Raw genomic sequence first — 18022 nt, forward strand, 5'->3', positions numbered from 1 at the left:
ATGAAATACAACTATGTATTGTTTGATGCAGACGAAACCTTATTTAGGTTTGATATTTTAGCGGGCATGACTCGCATGTTTAAAGCTTACAACGTAGATTTTAGCCAAGACGATTATATTCATTATCAAAAAACCAATAAGCAGCTGTGGGTTGATTATCAAAATGGCACTATTAGCGCAGATTACTTACAAGTAACACGCTTTAATGAGTGGGCTTCAAAGCTTAATGTGCCCGCAAAAGAGCTAAACGATGCTTTTTTAGATGCTATGGCGCAAATTTGCGAGCCATTACCTGGTGCTATTGAGCTTTTAAATAAACTTAAGCCAAATGCTCGATTGGGTATTATTACTAACGGATTTGCCCGCTTACAAACCGTACGCCTTGAGCATACTGGCTTAAAAGATATGTTTGAATGGTTAGTAATATCTGAACTTGTGGGTATAGCAAAACCAAATAAAGCGATTTTTGAGCACACATTTGAGCTAATGGGTAACCCAGATAAAAGCGAGATACTTATGGTGGGTGATACTGCTGCAAGCGACATACTTGGCGGCAACAATGCAGGTATTGATACTTGCTGGTTACAACACCCTGGTGAACAATTAGCCGATGGAATAAAACCAACCTATACAGTAACTCATTTAAATCAGTTACAAGATCTTTTAGAGTTATAATAGAGTAAATTTTACGCAAAAAAAATGACGCTAATTAGCGTCATTTTTTATAACTGTTTGTGAGCTGTTCTTTTACTGCTTTTAGGCTGGAGCTAACTCAAGACCGGGTGCAGGCATCGTCACAGGCGTTTCAAATGTTGCCCACTCCCATGCTGACTCTGTAGCCATAATTTTACGAAGTAATTTATTATTTAAATCATGACCCGATTTAAATGCTGTTACTTTACCTAAAAGGTTATGACCTGTCATAAACATGTCACCAACACAGTCTAATATCTTGTGCTTAACAAACTCATCGCTATAACGTAAGCCATTAGGATTTAAAACTTTGAATTCATCAAGTACCACAGCACTATCCATGCTACCACCTAGCGCTAGGTTGTTTGCATGCATGTATTCAATATCTTTCATAAATCCAAAAGTACGCGCACGGCTAATTTCTTCAATAAAGCTTTGCGTTGTTATATCCAACCCAATACGTTGGCGACTTTCATTGATAGCTGGGTGGTTAAATGCAATCTCAAAGTCGATATGAAAACCATCATATGGTTCAACTTCAGCCCACTTACCATCTTCTTCAATGCGTACTTTTTCTTTAATACGGATAAAGCGTTTAGCAACGTTTTGTTCTTCAATTCCGCCTTTTTGTAACAGATATATGAATGGTAATGCACTACCATCCATAATCGGCACTTCTGAGCTGTCCAATTCTACAATTAGATTATCAATGCCCATTGCAGCAACAGCTGCAATAAGATGCTCAGTAGTTGATAAGCGAACACCATCTTTGTTAATTAAACAGGTACACAACTGCGTATCACCAACGGCTTCAGGTGTTGTTTCAAAATCAACAACCGGATCAAGGTCGACACGACGAAATACAATCCCAGTATTTGCGCTCGCAGGTCGGAGAGTTATTGTGACCTTCTCACCTTTATGAAGTCCAATTCCTATGGCTTTGACTACTTGTGCAATCGTACGCTGTTTAATCATAGGTATGCTCACTTTTAAATCAGTTACAGTTAGACGGCGGAGTTTAACATAAATCCTTTTGCCTTTCAATATTTGTACATATTTCAAACAAAAGTATTATTAAATGTTAATCTGCCTGCTTACGTAAAAAAGCGGGAATATCAAAATAATCACCACCTTCTGATTTATCTGCTTTTTTACTATTTTGCGCTGAAGAACTTGAACTACTTGAACTCGTTGAAGGCGCTTTTTCTTTGCTTTGCGCTTGCTCTTTAGTCGTGTTTTCTTCAGCGTTTGTATCTTGGCTTGCAAAGCTTGGTACGTACATGCTGCTCGTTTGGTTTGATGTGCTTGCAACATCAGAACCTGATGCTTTTTTAAAGCCGTTATCAACAATACCAAACTGTGGACGACGATCGCCGCCTAAACCAGTTGCAACAACCGTTACACGTAGCTCATCAGTCATTTCTGGGTCGATTACCGCACCAACAACAACCGTTGCGTTTTCTGACGCAAGTGCTTTAACGTGATTACCAACAATTTCAAATTCTTCAATCGCAATGTCCATACCAGCGGTAATATTAACTAAGATACCTTTAGCACCTGTTAAATCAACGTCTTCTAGTAGTGGGCTTGAGATAGCGGCTTCTGCGGCTTCTTGTGCACGATCAGGACCTGACGCAGACGCCGTTCCCATCATTGCAGTACCCATTGCAGACATTACAGTTCTAACATCGGCGAAATCCACGTTAATTAAACCAGAACGTGTAATTAGCTCTGCTATACCTTGTACCGCACCAAATAATACGTCATTAGCTTTAGCGAAGGCATCTAGAAGTGTAGTCCCTTTCCCTAAAACTTTAAGCAATTTATTGTTAGGAATTGTAATAAGTGAATCTACAATTTCTGACAATTCATTAATGCCTTGTTCAGCGGCTGCTGCACGTTTTTTACCTTCAAAATCAAAAGGACGTGTTACAACTGCAACAGTTAAAATACCGAGTTCTTTAGCAATTTTAGCAACTACCGGTGCTGCACCAGTACCTGTACCACCGCCCATACCGGCTGCAATAAATACCATATCGGCGCCTTCAAGGCTGGCACGAATTGTATCTGCATCTTCTTCAGCCGACTTACGGCCTACTTCAGGGTTTGCGCCCGCACCCAACCCAGAGGTTATTTGCGTGCCTAGTTGAACTGTAATATCGGCAGCAGAGTTACGTAATGCTTGCGCATCCGTATTAGCGGCTATAAAACGCACGCCTTCTATTTGTTGTTTTACCATGTGCTCAACAGCGTTACCGCCACCACCGCCCACGCCGATTACTTTTATTACAGCTTCTTCGCTGTGTTGTTCCATTATATCAAACATGTTTACTCTCCGACTTGAGTCTTAAAACTCGCCTTGGAACCATTTAGTAATGCGGTTCCACCAATTATTGTTATCCTCTGCTTTCGACTTTTGTGCATTCATCGATTGCATGGTACGCCCGTATTGTAACAAACCAACAGCGGTTGCGTACGAAGGATCATCTACATAGTCTGTCAAACCAACCATCCCGATTGGTTTGCCTATTCTTACTGGCATTTGGAAGATGTCTTCTGCCACTTCCATCGCGCCAGTCATTTTAGCAGTTCCGCCTGTAATAACGAGACCTGCCGCAATTTGGTCTTCTAAGCCTGAACGACGAATTTCTTCCATCGCAAGCTCAAATAATTCTCTAAAACGAGGCTCTACCACCTCAGATAATGTATGGCGCGACATCAACCTTGCTGGTCGTCCGCCTACACTTGGTACTTCAATTGTGTCTTCGCTACTTGCCATTTGGCTACTAGCACATGCGTATTGTACTTTGAGTGACTCGGCATGTGATATAGGTGTGCGAAATATTTTTGCAATATCACCAGTAACTTGGTTACCCGCCACTGGAATAACCGCAGAGTGACGAAGTGCGCCATTAATATAAATGGTGATATCCATAGTACCGCCACCAATATCAAGTACTGCAACACCTAGCTCTTTTTCGTCATCTGTTAGTACAGAATAACATGACGCAAGGGCAGTAAAGATAAGTTGATCAACTTCAAGACCACAGCGCTCAACGCATTTTTCGATATTTTTTGCCATATCGTTTGAGCACGTAATGATATGTGCACGCGCTTCCATACGAACGCCGCTCATGCCTAGTGGGTTTTTAATGCCCTCTTGCATATCGATGCTGTATTCTTGCGGCAATGCATGTAGCATTTTACGCTCTGCTGAAATAGGCACAGAACGCGCAATATGTATTACGTTTTCAATGTCTTCGTCAGTGACTTCGGTGTTATTGATTGCTACCACACCACTTTCGTTTTGACACTGTATATGTTTGCCAGAAATACCCAAATACACAGAGCTTATACGACAATCAGCCATTAACTCGGCCTCGTCTATTGCTCGTCGAATAGACTCAGACACTAAGTTTAAATCGTTAACGCCGCCTTTATCCATACCATGAGATACTTGGCTGCCCACACCAACAATGCTGAGCTTGTTATCTGCGGTGATTTCACCTACCGTGGCAACCACTTTCGAGGTGCCAACGTCTAATCCTATTACTAGGTTTCTTTCTGCTGACTTAGTCATGCCTTACTCTTATTTTGTAATTGTTCTTCTTGCATTGGCTTAAAGCTTACTGCAAGGCCGGTATCATACCGTAAATCGATTGTATCTACTTGTGCATCTGCACGTTGTTCCATTCGTGGATAAACGTCTATAAAACGTTGTACACGCTTGGCTTTATCTTTACGCCCTAAATTTAAGCGAATCCCGTTATCTAGCCAAAGTTGCCACGAAAAACGTTCCGATAATGCCAAACTTGTTAATGTTAAACCATTAACTCTGAGCATTTCATCAAATTGCTTAAAAGCAACCCACGCCTCTTCTTCGCTACCTTCTGGGCCATATAACTGTGGTAAGTTATCATCTAACTTATCGCTGCTGGCTTGAAATGCTTGGCCACTTTGGTTGAGCAACAAGTCGCTATTCCAGTGAGCAACTACTTCATGTTCAACTACATACACCTGTATAGTATCAGGCCATTGTTTACGTACCGAAGCGGTAGCAACCCAAGGCAAGTCTTGAACTAGCTGCTGCACGTGCTTAACATTAAGTTCAAAAAAACTACTTAAATCGGCTTTTTTAATTGCTTTTATAATTGCCGTTTCATCTGTGTATTTGGGATGCCCTTGCACTGTAAGGTGCTTAATTTGAGCATCTTTATTTTCAACTAACCAATCAGATACACCGGTGGTTATTTGTACTAAGCCTATAACCACAACCAGAAAAAAACTCACTCCAAAAATCAGCGACCAATTTAAGTTAAGTTGCTGTTTTAGTTGTTGAGCTTTTTCTAAAAGGGGATGCATATTAAAGCGTTTGCTCTAAAATGCGAACAACTAATTGTTCAAAAGTTGCCCCGTTCGCTTTTGCAGCCATCGGTACTAGTGACTTTTCAGTCATGCCTGGTACTGTATTTACTTCAAGCAGGTAAAAATTCCCTTGCTCGTCTTGCATAGCATCAACACGACCCCAACCACTTGCACCCACTAAATCAAACGCATCTAGCGATATGGCTTGTAAGTACTTAGTATCTTGCTCTGATAAATCTGCAGGGCAATGATACTGGGTTGTATTTGATTGATACTTAGCTTGGTAATCGTAAAAGCCATTAGGTGTCGTCATCTCAATGACTGGTTGTACATCGTCGCCAAGCACTGTGATTGTAAACTCACGACCAGTGATCCACTGCTCTACAAGTACTTGGTTATCAAACTTAAATGCATTAGCTAGTGCATCTTCAAGCTCTTGTGTTGTACTTGCTTGCGCCATACCTATGCTTGAACCTTCATGCGATGGCTTAACCATGACCTTTTTAAACTCATCCATAATGGCTTTAGCATCAAAGCCTTTTTTAGCATCAACTACGGTATAAGGTGCAGTACTTAAACCCGCTGATTTAAATAAGTGCTTACAACGTACTTTATCCATAGCAAGTGCTGAACCTAGTACATTACTGCCCGTGTAAGGCAAGTTCATAAATTCAAGTGCACCCTGCACTGTGCCGTCTTCGCCACCACGGCCATGCAAAGCAATAAAAACGCGATCTACATTTAATTCTTTTAACTCCCACAAAGAACGACTTTGTGGGTCAAATGCAATTGCATCAATACCACTATTTTGCAGCGCATTTAAAACAGCCTGACCCGATCGTAAAGACACTTCACGCTCTGCTGAGTTACCACCTAGCAGTACCGCTACTTTACCAAATTGTGTGTTTACCTGAGTCATACTTCACCTTGCTTAAGTTTTTCTATCGACATACCCGTTGCAGCTAATGTTTTAACTAACTGACCTATATTACCAGCGCCTTGGGTTAATACTAAATCATTGTTTTGTAAATTTTCGGCCAAAACACCTGCAAGTTCAGCATTTGTTGCTACGTGCAGCGGCTCTTTGCCACGTTGACGAAGGCTACGACATAAGCTTTTGCTGTCGGCCCCTACAATAGGATCTTCACCTGCGCTGTACACATCAAGCAATAGCAACTGATCTACATCAGCAAGTACTTTTACAAAATCTTCGTATAAGTCGCGTGTACGAGAAAACCTATGAGGTTGATATACCATTACTAAACGCTTATCAGGCCAACCTTCACGCACTGCTGCAATTGTTGCTGCAACTTCTGAAGGGTGATGCCCGTAATCATCAACTAACATCACATTGCCCCGCTCGTTTTCAAATTCACCATAGTGCTGAAAACGACGACCAATGCCTTCAAACTTCTGCAGCGCTTCTAAAATTGCATGATTCGCAATGTTTTGATCTTTTGCCACAGCAATCGCAGCGGTTGCATTAAGTGCGTTGTGTCTACCTGGCATATTCAACGTGGCAGTTAAACACTCACCTTGTTTGTTAGTTACTGTAAATGTGCACGTATTAGCTGATTGGCTAAAGTCGCTCATGCGATAATCAGCATCCTTCGATTCGCCATACGTAATAACTGGGCGACCAAAGCGCGGGATAAGCTCAGCTGCAACTTCAGAGTCAATACATACAACAGCTAAACCATAAAACGGCAAGTTATGAATAAAGTCGACATACGTGTCTTTCATTTTTTCAAGACTGCCGCCATAAGTATCCATGTGATCTTCTTCAATATTTGTGATCACCGAGACCATTGGCTGCAAGTGTAAAAACGACGCATCGCTTTCATCAGCTTCTGCTATTAAAAAATCACTTTTGCCTACTTTTGCGTTACTACCTGCGCTATTTAACAAGCCACCAATAATAAAAGTTGGATCGAGCCCTGCTTGTCCATAAATACTTGCAATTAGGCTTGTTGTCGTTGTTTTACCATGCGTTCCCGCAATCGCTATACCGTGGCGAAAACGCATTAGCTCTGCGAGCATTTCTGCGCGGCGCACAACAGGGATTCTTGCGGCTTTAGCTGCAATAATTTCAGGATTTGTTTCATCAATCGCGCTTGAAACAACCACTACATTGGCATCTTTCACGTTATTTTCATGATGGCCAATAAATACCTCAGCACCGGCTTTAATTAAGCGATCTGTCATAGCGCTATGAGCAATGTCAGAACCTGTAATACGGTAGCCTTCAAAAGCGAGTACTTCAGCAATACCGCCCATACCGGCTCCACCAATACCAATAAAGTGAATGGTTTCTATTCGGCGCATTGCAGGGCGCGTGTGTTTTTCTTGTACTGACGTTTCTTTCACTTATTTTCTCTTATTTGTTACTTGCTCACAGTGCGTTGCTACGCTTGCTGTGGCATCTAAAATGGCTTGTTTTTTTGCATTTGTAGCCATTTCAGTAATTAATGAAGGTTGGGCTAAATATGGGCTTAATAGTTCAACAATTGATTGTTTATTGAACTGCCCTTGTGGCATTAATAATGCGCCATTAGCCATCACTAAATATTGTGCGTTTGCTGTTTGATGGTCGTCCACGGCATGTGGAAAAGGAACAAAAACAGCCATTTTACCTGCTGCTGCAATTTCGCTAACAGTTAATGCACCAGCGCGGCAAACAACAATATCAGCCCAGCTATACGCCGCGTCCATATCATCAATAAATTCAGCTATTTTTGTATTACCATCCGCAAAGCCATGCATTTTATAAGCTGTTTCTACAGTAGATAAATGACCCTTACCTGTTTGATGCCATACGTTTATAGGAGCTGTATTATTTAGTACTTTAAATGCTTCTGGTAATGTTTGATTAAGCACTTGTGCACCGAGCGAGCCCCCTACCACTAAAATATTAATAGGGCTTGATACATCGCGTTTGGCTATATTCATAACGCTTTGGCGAACTGGGTTACCTACTAGCTCGGCTTGACCCTGTGCAAAAGCACTTGGAAATGCTGCTAATACACGTGTAGCCACCTTAGCTAGCAGTTTATTGCTCATACCCGCTACAGCGTTTTGCTCGTGAATAACTAACGGAATACCTAAACTCTTTGCGGCAATTCCCGTGGGTCCCGTAACATAACCGCCCATTGCGAGTACTACATCAGGACGCTGTTCTTTCAATACCTTACGCGCTTGCAATACTGCATTAACTACCATGAATGGGGCTTTAATAAGACGCTTTAATCCGTTACCACGAACACCTTTTACATTAATAAAATCAATATCTATATTATGCTTAGGTACGACGCTTGCTTCCATTCGATCTGGTGTGCCAATCCAGCTTACTTGCCAGCCCTGCTGTTTTAAATAATCAGCCACTGCAATACCAGGAAAAATGTGTCCGCCAGTTCCACCAGCCACTACTACTAATTTTTTACTCATCGCTTGCCTCCACGTGAGGTGGCTTGTTTGGTTGCCATTTTGGTTTCAAAATCAACGCGCAATAAAATGCCCGTGGCAATGGTCATAATTAACAAGCTTGAACCACCATAAGAAATAAATGGCAGGGTTAAACCCTTAGTTGGCAAAATACCCGCGCTCGCACCTACATTCACCATGGTTTGAAATGCAAACCAAATACCAATGGCAAACGAAAAATAGCCTTCGTATTCTTTGCCACATTTAAGCGCTTGTTGGCCTATTAATAACGCTCTAAATACTAAAGTAGCTAATACCATTAAAATACTTACAACGCCTATTAAACCAAGTTCTTCACCTATTACAGCAAAAATAAAATCGTTATGCGCTTCAGGTAAATATTGCAGTTTTTGTACACTGTTACCTAAGCCTTGGCCAAACCAACCACCTTGGCTATAAGCCATTAGCGATTGAACTAACTGATAACCCTTACCAAAAGGATCATCCCAAGGGTCTAAAAAGCCGACAACACGCGCCATTCGATATGGTTCAACAATAATCAGTAATACAACCAAACCGACGCCAGTTAGAATAAGTACAAAGAACTGCCATAATTTAGCGCCAGCTAAAAACAGTAAACCAACCGTTGTTACAAACATAACAACCACTGTACCTAAATCAGGTTGTAGCAAAATAAGTAGCGCATACACTGCAAATACAGCTATTGGCTTTGCAAAGCCTTTAATATTTTCTTGTACTTCTTCGCGTTTTCTTACCAAATAACCCGCAATATAACTAAAAAAGTATAATTTAGCGGCCTCAGCAACCTGAAAACCAACAGGACCAATAGGTATCCATCGTTTAGCACCATTTACTTCACGCCCAACAATCAATACCGCTATTAACAGCACCATGCCTAGTATTAATAAATAAGGGTTGGATCGTTTCCACCAATCCATTGGCACACAAACACTTATCCAAAAAAGCACAAAAGACATTGCCAAAAACATGCTGTGGCGAATAGTAATATGGTATGGGTCATCAAATAACCGCTCAGCGGTCGGCATTGAAGCGCTGGTTACCATGATAAAACCAACACCAATTAACATAATTACGCAGTACAACAGCGGTACATCATACAACTGACCTGAAGGTTTTGGTGTTAATGCATCTCTTATATCGGCAAAAGCAATCATAGTTGCCCTGCCATAACACATTGAATAAAATCATCACCACGTTGCATATAGTTGTTATACATATCAATGCTGGCACATGCAGGTGCTAACAAAACAATATTGCCTGTACTACTAAGTACGTTGGCCAAAGCAACGGCTTCTTCCATGTTGTTAGTTAAATAGCTCTTATTGGTAATCGCAGATAAGTCACTTGCATCTTTACCAAAACAAATTAATGCTTTTACATGCTGTTCTATGTAGGATTTAAGTGCGTTTAAATCAGCGCCTTTAGCATCGCCACCTGCAATAACAATCAGATTTTCACCATCACTAGCCAAACTATCTATTGCAGCAATAGTCGCTCCAACATTCGTTGCCTTTGAATCGTTAAAATACTTTACACCGTTAAGCTCAGCTACAAATTGGCAGCGGTGAGCCAATCCATTAAATTGACCTAACGCGTTCTTATATTGCTCTTTACTTACTTCAAACGGACTTAAAAGCGCCATTACTGCAAGCGTATTTAAATAATTGTGCTTACCCACTACCGCAAGGGTATCAACAGGTAAAAATGCATCGCCTTTAAGCATAAAATGAGTTTCGTCATTATGCTGCGCTAAATGGTAATCACCTTGTTGAGCACCAAAGCTGATTAGGGGGGTTGTACCGCGCTCAACTGGATGAGTTTGAATATCGTCGGCATTGACAACTATCAGCTCTGCACCGTCATAAATACTTAGCTTTGAGTCTATATAAGCTTGGTAACTGTCGTATCGATCAAGATGATCTTCTGACACATTTAACACCGTTGCACTTACAGGTTTTAAACTCGTTGTGGTATCTAGCTGAAAACTAGATAACTCAAGTACATACACATCAAAATCATCATTGAGCAAATCAAGCACCGCGGTGCCAATATTCCCACCCAAAGCGACTTTATAGCCGGCTTCTTTTAATACTTCATAAGCAAGCGTAACCACGGTTGATTTGCCGTTAGAGCCTGTTACAGCAACAACCGGTTTTGTATTAATACGAGCAAACAACTCAACGTCGCCAATCACTTCAACACCTGCGTTAATTGCATTTTCAACAGCTGGTATTATTAAGCTAAGCCCAGGGCTTATAATAATCATATCGTTTGAACAAAGCTCAGCGTCATCCAAATTACCAAAGTAGGTATCTAGATTTGGCGCGTGCTCTTTTAGCCAATCAATCCCCGGCGGGGTTGCTCGGCTATCAACGACCTTTGGGGCGAGGCCATGAGATAATAGAAAACGCACAATGCCCAGACCGGTTACACCGAGTCCGAGCACTGTTATTTGTTTGTTTTTTATCTCGTTTAAATACTGCATTTATCGAATCTTTAAAGTAGCTAAGCCAGCAAGCACTAGCACAACAGAAATAATCCAAAAGCGCACAATAACGCGAGGCTCTGGCCAACCTTTTAATTCATAATGATGATGAATCGGCGCCATTCTAAAAATGCGTTGTCCGCGTAATTTATACGACCCCACTTGTAATATTACCGATAGTGCTTCCATTACAAATACACCACCCATAATAATAAGTAGTAACTCTTGGCGTACTAAAACAGCAATAATACCTAATGCGCCACCAAGTGCTAATGAGCCAACATCGCCCATAAATACTTGTGCTGGGTAAGTGTTAAACCATAAAAAGCCAAGCCCTGCGCCCACAATGGCAGTACACACAACTACAAGCTCACTCGCTAGCGGTAAATGTGGAATATGTAAGTAAGCCGAAAAGTTAATATTACCTGTTAAGTAAGCAATAATTGCCAATGCCGCAGCCACCAAAATAATTGGCACAATCGCCAAGCCATCTAAGCCATCGGTCAGGTTTACTGCGTTTGATGTACCTACTATGGCAAAATACGTAAGCACAATATAAAACAAACCTAATTGCGGTAATACGTCTTTAAAAAATGGAACAACAAGAGATGTCTCAGATGCTTGAGCACTAGTAAAGTACAAAGCAGTAGCTACAACTAATGCAATGACCGATTGCCAAAAGTACTTCCACTTAGCAATTAAACCTTTTGGGTCTTTACGAATAACTTTACGGTAATCATCAACAAAACCAACAATACCTAATGAGCCAATTACAAACAGTGTTGCCCACACATATTTATTTGATAAATCGGCCCAAAGTAGCGTGCTGGTAAAAATAGCCGCTAAAATAAGTAAGCCACCCATAGTCGGTGTACCCGACTTAGACAAATGCGATTGCGGACCATCGTCGCGAACTGTTTGACCTATTTGCATACGTTGCAAACCACGAATTAACTTAGGCCCTAAATAAAGAGACATAATTAACGCAGTTAAAATACCTAAAATGGCACGTAGCGTTAAATACGAAAAAACATGAAAACCACTAAAATACTGTGTTAAATACTCTGCCAGCCAAACTAACATTATGATACTCCATTGATGGCTTGTTGCTGGCCATTAACTAAATCGGTTACTAATAATTCCATGCGAGAACTGCGCGATCCTTTCACTACTATTGTTGTTTTTTTATTCACTTTATTAATACTTTCTTGAATTTTTTGCTGCATCTGTTCGCGGCTCGAAAAGTGGCGATTAGGAAGTTCAAACACATCACTTGCGTATTTACTTAACACGCCTAATGTAAATAACTCATCAATCCCTTGTTCAAGTGCATACTCGCCAACTTCTTTATGGTACTTACGTGCATCTTCACCAAGCTCCCCCATATCTCCGAGTGCTAAAATGCGGTGACCTTGCATATCACTTAACAAGTCAATCGCAGCCTTTACCGACTTAACATTGGCATTATAGGTGTCATCAACCACGGTAAGAAAATCAGACACTTCAATTAAATTAACGCGCCCTTTTACATCACCCATTGTGGCAAGTGCATTGGCTATTTCTTCAAGGGTTACATCAAATTCACTGGTCAGCGCCGCAGCGATAAGTGCATTACTAATATTATGCTTACCAGGTAGCGCCAAAGTAACAGGCACTTGCTTGTTTTTAGTGCAAAGCGTAAAGCTTGCACGTGCATTGGCATCAAGCGTGATGTTCTCTGCCCAAATGTCTAGTTTTTCGGTTGTAGAAAAGCGTTTAACATTACGCCCTTCAAGTTTATCTAACCAATACTGGCTAAATTCACTATCGCAATTAACAATGGCAACACCGTCATCTTTTAGGCCATCAAAAATCTCACCTTTAGCTTTTGCAACGCCCATTAAGCTACCAAAACCTTCCAAGTGAGCTGCTGCAACATTACATACAACGGCCACATCTGGTTTTGTCATTGCCGTTGTGTAAGCAATTTCACCTAAGTGATTTGCACCTAGCTCAATTACAGCAAAACGATGTTGAGGCTCTAAGCGCAATAACGTAAGAGGGACGCCAATATCGTTGTTAAAATTACCTTTAGTAGCTAATACATCACCGTGAACCGACAAAATTGCCGCACACATTTCTTTTACGGTGGTTTTGCCTACACTCCCTGTAATTGCAATTGTTTTAGGCGCCACTTGGGCCATAACTGCGGTGCCAATTGTACCTAGTGCAATACGTGTATCGCTTACTATAAATTGTGGAATATCTACATCAACTTTGTGCTGAACAATAACGCCTATAGCGCCTTTTTGTTTAGCCTCAGCTATAAATTTATGGCCATCAAAATTTGGCCCTTTCAGTGCTAAAAACACTTCGCCATCGCACACTGTGCGAGTATCAGTATTTATATTTAGCACGTGTTGATTATCACCTTGATAATCAGTTGTTAGCACATTAGCTAACCAATCAAAATCCATTGGGATCATTGTGTTATCCCTCTTATTGCTTTTTTTAATTGTTCTTGTACATAGCGGCGATCGCAAAAGTCGATGCGCTTATCGCCTATAATTTGATAATCTTCGTGGCCTTTACCTGCAATCAAAATAACATCATCAGCTGTAGCATTTTCTATAGCAAAACGAATTGCAGTTGCTCTATCAGCCTCTAAATGTGCATTTTGAGGATGGGTTAGACCGCCTGCTACATCTGCAATAATGTCATCAGGATTTTCAGATCGAGGGTTATCGCTGGTAATAATCACTTTATTAGCGTTTTGCTCTGCAGCTTGCGCCATTAATGCGCGCTTACCTTTGTCTCTGTCGCCACCGCAACCAAATACACAACTTACACCACCTGGCACATGCAACTGCAATGCTTGTAATGCAAGTGCAAGTGCATCGGGTGTATGGGCGTAATCAACAACACAGGTTGGCATGCCAGCTTGACTAAAAGCTTGCATTCGACCAGCGACTGGCTGTAACTGCGCACAACCAGCAACTAGCTGCTCAAGTGGATAACCTAGCCCTAGTAATGTAGCGAGCGCTGCCGTTAAGTTATATAAGTTGAATTCGCCAAACAGAGGCGATTTAATTGAAATATCACCCCAACTTGTCGATAACTGCGCTGAAATACCTTCACTTGAATATTCAACACCAGAAAAATAAACATATCGGGCATTCTTAGGAGCTAAGTTTTTGCGGCCATAACAAATTAGGTTATTAAAATCATACTTTTCAAGCCATTGCTCAGCTTGAAAGTCATCTTGATTAAGCACTACAACTTGCGGTTCAAAATCACGGAAAAGCATTAATTTAGCATCACTGTAACTTGCCATATCACCATGGTAATCTAAGTGATCGCGCGAAAGATTAGTAAACACAGCCGCTTTAAACTGACATTTAGCAACGCGTTGTTGCACTAACCCATGAGATGATACTTCCATGGCTACCAGCTTTTTATGCTGCGAATTTAAATCGCTCAAAATATGCTGTAAATCAACTGTTGAAGGCGTTGTGTTTATCAGTGGAATTAAGTTATCAGGATGGCCATAACCTAAAGTACCTATAATAGCTGACACAGTACTACAAAATTGTGCTAAGTGGGCAATCATTGCTGTGGTGGTCGATTTACCATTTGTACCTGTCACACCAATTAAATCAAGAGTCTGACTTGGTTGGCTATAAAAGCGACTAGCTAATTCTGGAAGCTTTTTATCAAGCTCTGAGACTAAATACAGTGGCTCAAAACTGCTTTCAAATTCACATAATCTGTCAGCAATGATAGCTATTGCGCCATTTTCAATTGCTTTATTAATAAATTGTCCGCCATCAAGTGTATGGCCTTTAATAGCAACAAATACATCCCCTGGCGTTACTTCACGGCTATCAAGGCGTAAATGCTTTACCAGTTGCGAGGGCGCATCTATTTCGATGTATTTTAAAATATCCTTTAAATCACGCATCGTTATCTTTACCTTGTACGTACGCAACCTCTTCCTTGTCAGGCGCTACGTTTAATATTCTTAATGCGTTAGAGATGATTTCTGCAAATGCAGGGCCAGCGGTGGCACCTCCATAGTACACATCACCACCTGGTTCATTAATCATAACTACCACGGCTAAACGAGGATTACTTGCCGGTGCTACACCTGCAAAGTAACCTACATATTCATCACCATAACCACCTGCTACGGCTTTTTTAGATGTACCTGTTTTACCGGCAGCACGATACCCATCAACTTTTATGTTGCGAGCAGTACCGTCTTTTTCAAATACACTTTCCATCATGTGGACTACGGCTTCTACGTCTTTTTGTTTAAAAATACGTTCGCCTTCAGGTATATTATCTTGCTTTAAAATAGTCAGTGGTCGATTAACTCCACCAGCGCCTAACATGGTATAAAAGCGCGCCATTTGCGCAGTACTTACCGAAATTGCATAACCAAATGATAAAGTTGCAATTTCAAAGTCAGACCAACGACGATTTGGATAAAACAAACCGCTGCTTTCACCTACCATTCCAGTACCGGTGTCACTGCCAAAGCCTACTTTTTGATATAAGCCAACAAGGTAATCTTTAGGCACTAACTGAGTAACCTTCGCAACCCCCATATTTGAGGAGTACTTTAGTATTTCGCGCAGTGTTAGTTCGCCGTGATTACGAGTATCTCTAACTAAACTACCACCTAAACGCATCCAACCTGGGTAGGTATCAATCGTGTCATCTGCCTGAATGGCGCCGTAGTCTAGCCCAGCTAAAATGGCTAGAGGCTTAACAGTTGAGCCTGGTTCAAACAAATCTGTAATTGCGCGATTACGACGCTTATGAGGTGCAGCATCGCTTAAGTTATTTGGATTAAATGAAGGACTATTTACCATTGCCAGCACTTCACCGGTTTTAACATCAACTACCATAGCTGAGCCCGATGTGGCTTTGTAGGTCAGTACAGCTGATTTTACAGCTTTGTAGGCAATAGCTTGAATTCGTTGGTCGATACTTAATTCTATACTTTCTGGCTCTACGCGCTCACGCTCGTCAAGCACTTCTACTTCACGCCCTTGTGCGTCTTTACGTATAGTGCGGCGGCCTTCCTCGCCCGTTAAAGCGTTTTCGTATAGCTTTTCAATGCCTTCAATGCCTTTACCGTCTATATTAGTAAAACCAATAACATGCGCGGTAACCTCACCGGCGGGGTAATAGCGTTTAGATTCATCTAGTAAATGAATACCTGGTAGGCGTAAATCGCCAATATAATTTGCTACAGCAGGAGTAACTTGGCGCTTTAAATAAACAAAGCGACGCGAGGGATCGTTTAATAGTCGAGAGTTAATCTTCTTAGGATCAATACGCAGCACATCTGCAAGCTCACGCCAGCGTAAATCGTTTTTATAATAAAGTGCAGTACGCTTATCAAGCTCGGCGGTATTTTCAGCTAAAGATAAATGATCTTCGCCGCTTTTACGTGCTTGTTTAATTACTTTAGAGACTAGCGACTTGTGCAATGCTTTAGGATCAGCATATACACTTACAACAGGCACACTTACCGCTAACTCTTTACCATTACGGTCAAAAATCATCCCGCGTTGCACATGTAGTTTTTCAACGCGCACGGTACGTTTGTCACTTTCTGAACGTGCTTTATCAGGTTCTATTACTTGTAAATAAGCAGCGCGAGATACGAGTGTTACAAACACCATAAACACAACTGCACACACCAGCATGAAGCGCCATGTGATTAAATTAGTGACTGGTTTTTTGCCTCTATTTCTCATTGTACTATTATTACCTGCTCATCTTGACTCGTAGGTCTTTTCATTTTCAATTGTGATGTAGCTACTTCTTCAATGCGTGCATGTTGCGAATAAAATTCTTCTTCAACAAGTAAGTAGCGCCACTCTAAATCGAGCTCATCGCGTTCTTGTAATAATTGATCTTGCTGTATAAGTTGGCCACGAGCTAAGTGGGTTGTTTGCACAACAGCTAAACTAGAAGCGAATATCACAACCAACAAGGCCGAGGTTAGCTTATTAGCTCCTAGGCCTTTTAATATTTCAAAGAATAAATTAGGTTGCCGATAGCTCGCTTTTTTACTCATCCCAACCTCTGTGCAATCCTAAGTACAGAACTACGAGAACGTGGATTACGCTCTACTTCTGCAGCACTTGGCTTAATAGCTTTACCCACTGCTTTTAACGTCAGATTTTTATTTATTTGTGCATCAGTTAAAGGCAGACCTCTGGGTAATGCTTCTCCCTTACTCTGTTTTCTAATAAACTGTTTTACAATACGGTCTTCTAAAGAATGAAACGAAATCACCACTAAACGTCCGCCTGGCTTTAGCACTTTAACTGCAGACTGAAGCGCAGTTTGAATTTCTTCAAGCTCACTATTAATGTAAATACGAATAGCCTGAAAAGTACGGGTAGCTGGGTGTTTAAACTTATCTTTTACCGGTACAGCTTCATCAACAAGGTCAGCAAGCTGCTTGGTAGTTGTGATTGGCGTGTGCTCACGAACTTCAAGTACTTTGTGCGCAATGCGTTTACCAAACTTTTCTTCGCCCAATTTTTTAATTACGTGGGTAATATCATCCAACTCAGCCTCTGCTAACCACTGTGCTGCACTGCGACCTGTTGTAGGGTCCATACGCATATCGAGTGGGCCGTCTTTCATAAAACTAAAGCCACGCTCAGCGTCATCTAGTTGTGGTGACGAAACACCAATGTCTAATAAAATGCCATCGACTTTACCAATTAGATCGTTTTGCTGTGCTACTTCGTATAAGTTTGAAAAGCGAGTGTGTGCAATTGCAAAACGTGGGTCATCAGCAAATTTTTCAGCTGATTGTATTGCTTGTGGATCTTGGTCAATTGCTTGCAGGCGACCTTCATCACCAAGGCGTGCTAAAATTTGCCCAGAGTGGCCACCACGTCCAAATGTACCATCCATGTATATACCGTCTGGCTTAATTGCAAGGGCATCGATGGTCTCATCCATTAATACGGATACGTGTTCAAATTGCGCTGTCATTAGCTATTG

Annotated in this window: 16 protein-coding genes; 1 reads left to right on the forward strand and 15 read right to left on the reverse strand. The window is 41.3% G+C overall.

What is annotated here, in order from left to right:
• A complete protein-coding gene (yjjG, locus tag H5087_RS01460; protein ID WP_182670927.1) occupies positions 1 to 675 on the forward strand; it encodes a pyrimidine 5'-nucleotidase in 675 nt (224 codons plus the stop codon).
• 81 nt (positions 676 to 756) lie between these two features.
• Here the strand turns inward: yjjG and lpxC are convergent, their stop codons facing one another.
• From lpxC to rsmH, 15 genes are all read right to left on the reverse strand, one after another.
• Positions 757 to 1668 (reverse strand): UDP-3-O-acyl-N-acetylglucosamine deacetylase, encoded by a 912-nt coding sequence (gene lpxC, locus H5087_RS01465; RefSeq protein ID WP_002957999.1) that lies wholly within the window; start codon positions 1666 to 1668, stop codon positions 757 to 759.
• A gap of 106 nt (positions 1669 to 1774) precedes the next feature.
• Positions 1775 to 3019, reverse strand: a complete 1245-nt coding sequence (gene ftsZ, locus H5087_RS01470; RefSeq protein ID WP_058154155.1) for a cell division protein FtsZ — start codon at positions 3017 to 3019, stop codon at positions 1775 to 1777.
• A 21-nt stretch (positions 3020 to 3040) separates the two neighbouring features.
• Positions 3041 to 4273 (reverse strand): cell division protein FtsA, encoded by a 1233-nt coding sequence (ftsA, locus tag H5087_RS01475; protein WP_007582937.1) that lies wholly within the window; start codon positions 4271 to 4273, stop codon positions 3041 to 3043.
• On the reverse strand, positions 4270 to 5055 hold the full coding sequence (locus H5087_RS01480; protein WP_182670928.1) for a cell division protein FtsQ/DivIB: 786 nt from the start codon (positions 5053 to 5055) through the stop codon (positions 4270 to 4272). Before H5087_RS01480 ends, ftsA begins: the two co-directional genes overlap by 4 nt.
• Position 5056: 1 nt before the next feature.
• The gene (locus tag H5087_RS01485; RefSeq protein WP_039485318.1) at positions 5057 to 5977 is read right to left on the reverse strand and encodes a D-alanine--D-alanine ligase; all 921 of its coding nucleotides are present in this window, start codon (positions 5975 to 5977) and stop codon (positions 5057 to 5059) included.
• Positions 5974 to 7425: a UDP-N-acetylmuramate--L-alanine ligase gene (murC, locus tag H5087_RS01490; RefSeq protein WP_182670929.1), complete on the reverse strand. Its 1452-nt coding sequence runs from the start codon at positions 7423 to 7425 to the stop codon at positions 5974 to 5976. The genes H5087_RS01485 and murC overlap by 4 nt, the downstream gene beginning before the upstream one ends.
• A complete protein-coding gene (gene murG / locus H5087_RS01495; RefSeq protein ID WP_182670930.1) occupies positions 7426 to 8502 on the reverse strand; it encodes an undecaprenyldiphospho-muramoylpentapeptide beta-N-acetylglucosaminyltransferase in 1077 nt (358 codons plus the stop codon). It abuts the gene before it with no gap.
• Complete coding sequence (gene ftsW, locus H5087_RS01500) at positions 8499 to 9674, reverse strand: cell division protein FtsW (RefSeq protein WP_024606332.1); 1176 nt, start codon at positions 9672 to 9674, stop codon at positions 8499 to 8501. Before ftsW ends, murG begins: the two co-directional genes overlap by 4 nt.
• Positions 9671 to 11005 (reverse strand): UDP-N-acetylmuramoyl-L-alanine--D-glutamate ligase, encoded by a 1335-nt coding sequence (murD, locus tag H5087_RS01505; RefSeq protein ID WP_182670931.1) that lies wholly within the window; start codon positions 11003 to 11005, stop codon positions 9671 to 9673. The genes ftsW and murD overlap by 4 nt, the downstream gene beginning before the upstream one ends.
• Positions 11006 to 12088 (reverse strand): phospho-N-acetylmuramoyl-pentapeptide-transferase, encoded by a 1083-nt coding sequence (gene mraY, locus H5087_RS01510; protein WP_002957990.1) that lies wholly within the window; start codon positions 12086 to 12088, stop codon positions 11006 to 11008.
• Complete coding sequence (gene murF / locus H5087_RS01515; RefSeq protein ID WP_182670932.1) at positions 12088 to 13470, reverse strand: UDP-N-acetylmuramoyl-tripeptide--D-alanyl-D-alanine ligase; 1383 nt, start codon at positions 13468 to 13470, stop codon at positions 12088 to 12090. The genes mraY and murF overlap by 1 nt, the downstream gene beginning before the upstream one ends.
• Positions 13467 to 14945 carry a UDP-N-acetylmuramoyl-L-alanyl-D-glutamate--2,6-diaminopimelate ligase gene (murE, locus tag H5087_RS01520; RefSeq protein WP_182670933.1) on the reverse strand — a complete coding sequence of 493 codons (1479 nt, stop codon included), beginning with the start codon at positions 14943 to 14945 and terminating at the stop codon, positions 13467 to 13469. The genes murF and murE overlap by 4 nt, the downstream gene beginning before the upstream one ends.
• The gene (locus tag H5087_RS01525) at positions 14938 to 16755 is read right to left on the reverse strand and encodes a peptidoglycan glycosyltransferase FtsI (protein WP_002957987.1); all 1818 of its coding nucleotides are present in this window, start codon (positions 16753 to 16755) and stop codon (positions 14938 to 14940) included. The genes murE and H5087_RS01525 overlap by 8 nt, the downstream gene beginning before the upstream one ends.
• Complete coding sequence (gene ftsL, locus H5087_RS01530) at positions 16752 to 17078, reverse strand: cell division protein FtsL (RefSeq protein ID WP_002957986.1); 327 nt, start codon at positions 17076 to 17078, stop codon at positions 16752 to 16754. The genes H5087_RS01525 and ftsL overlap by 4 nt, the downstream gene beginning before the upstream one ends.
• Positions 17075 to 18013, reverse strand: a complete 939-nt coding sequence (rsmH, locus tag H5087_RS01535; RefSeq protein WP_024606338.1) for a 16S rRNA (cytosine(1402)-N(4))-methyltransferase RsmH — start codon at positions 18011 to 18013, stop codon at positions 17075 to 17077. Before rsmH ends, ftsL begins: the two co-directional genes overlap by 4 nt.
• Positions 18014 to 18022: the final 9 nt, after the last annotated feature.

Source organism: Pseudoalteromonas sp. SR43-7 (assembly GCF_014163785.1).
Taxonomy (GTDB): domain Bacteria; phylum Pseudomonadota; class Gammaproteobacteria; order Enterobacterales; family Alteromonadaceae; genus Pseudoalteromonas; species Pseudoalteromonas distincta.

Excerpts from the sequence above, each read along its gene's own strand:
- ftsA (WP_007582937.1), bottom strand. The coding sequence starts at position 4,273 with ATGACTAAGTCAGCAGAAAGAAACCTAGTAATAGGATTAGACGTTGGC.
- murE (WP_182670933.1), bottom strand. The coding sequence starts at position 14,945 with ATGCGTGATTTAAAGGATATTTTAAAATACATCGAAATAGATGCGCCC.
- rsmH (WP_024606338.1), bottom strand. The coding sequence starts at position 18,013 with ATGACAGCGCAATTTGAACACGTATCCGTATTAATGGATGAGACCATC.
- H5087_RS01525 (WP_002957987.1), bottom strand. The coding sequence starts at position 16,755 with ATGAGAAATAGAGGCAAAAAACCAGTCACTAATTTAATCACATGGCGC.
- murF (WP_182670932.1), bottom strand. The coding sequence starts at position 13,470 with ATGATCCCAATGGATTTTGATTGGTTAGCTAATGTGCTAACAACTGAT.
- mraY (WP_002957990.1), bottom strand. The coding sequence starts at position 12,088 with ATGTTAGTTTGGCTGGCAGAGTATTTAACACAGTATTTTAGTGGTTTT.
- H5087_RS01480 (WP_182670928.1), bottom strand. The coding sequence starts at position 5,055 with ATGCATCCCCTTTTAGAAAAAGCTCAACAACTAAAACAGCAACTTAAC.
- H5087_RS01485 (WP_039485318.1), bottom strand. The coding sequence starts at position 5,977 with ATGACTCAGGTAAACACACAATTTGGTAAAGTAGCGGTACTGCTAGGT.
- murD (WP_182670931.1), bottom strand. The coding sequence starts at position 11,005 with ATGCAGTATTTAAACGAGATAAAAAACAAACAAATAACAGTGCTCGGA.
- lpxC (WP_002957999.1), bottom strand. The coding sequence starts at position 1,668 with ATGATTAAACAGCGTACGATTGCACAAGTAGTCAAAGCCATAGGAATT.
- ftsZ (WP_058154155.1), bottom strand. The coding sequence starts at position 3,019 with ATGTTTGATATAATGGAACAACACAGCGAAGAAGCTGTAATAAAAGTA.
- murG (WP_182670930.1), bottom strand. The coding sequence starts at position 8,502 with ATGAGTAAAAAATTAGTAGTAGTGGCTGGTGGAACTGGCGGACACATT.
- yjjG (WP_182670927.1), top strand. The coding sequence starts at position 1 with ATGAAATACAACTATGTATTGTTTGATGCAGACGAAACCTTATTTAGG.
- ftsL (WP_002957986.1), bottom strand. The coding sequence starts at position 17,078 with ATGAGTAAAAAAGCGAGCTATCGGCAACCTAATTTATTCTTTGAAATA.
- ftsW (WP_024606332.1), bottom strand. The coding sequence starts at position 9,674 with ATGATTGCTTTTGCCGATATAAGAGATGCATTAACACCAAAACCTTCA.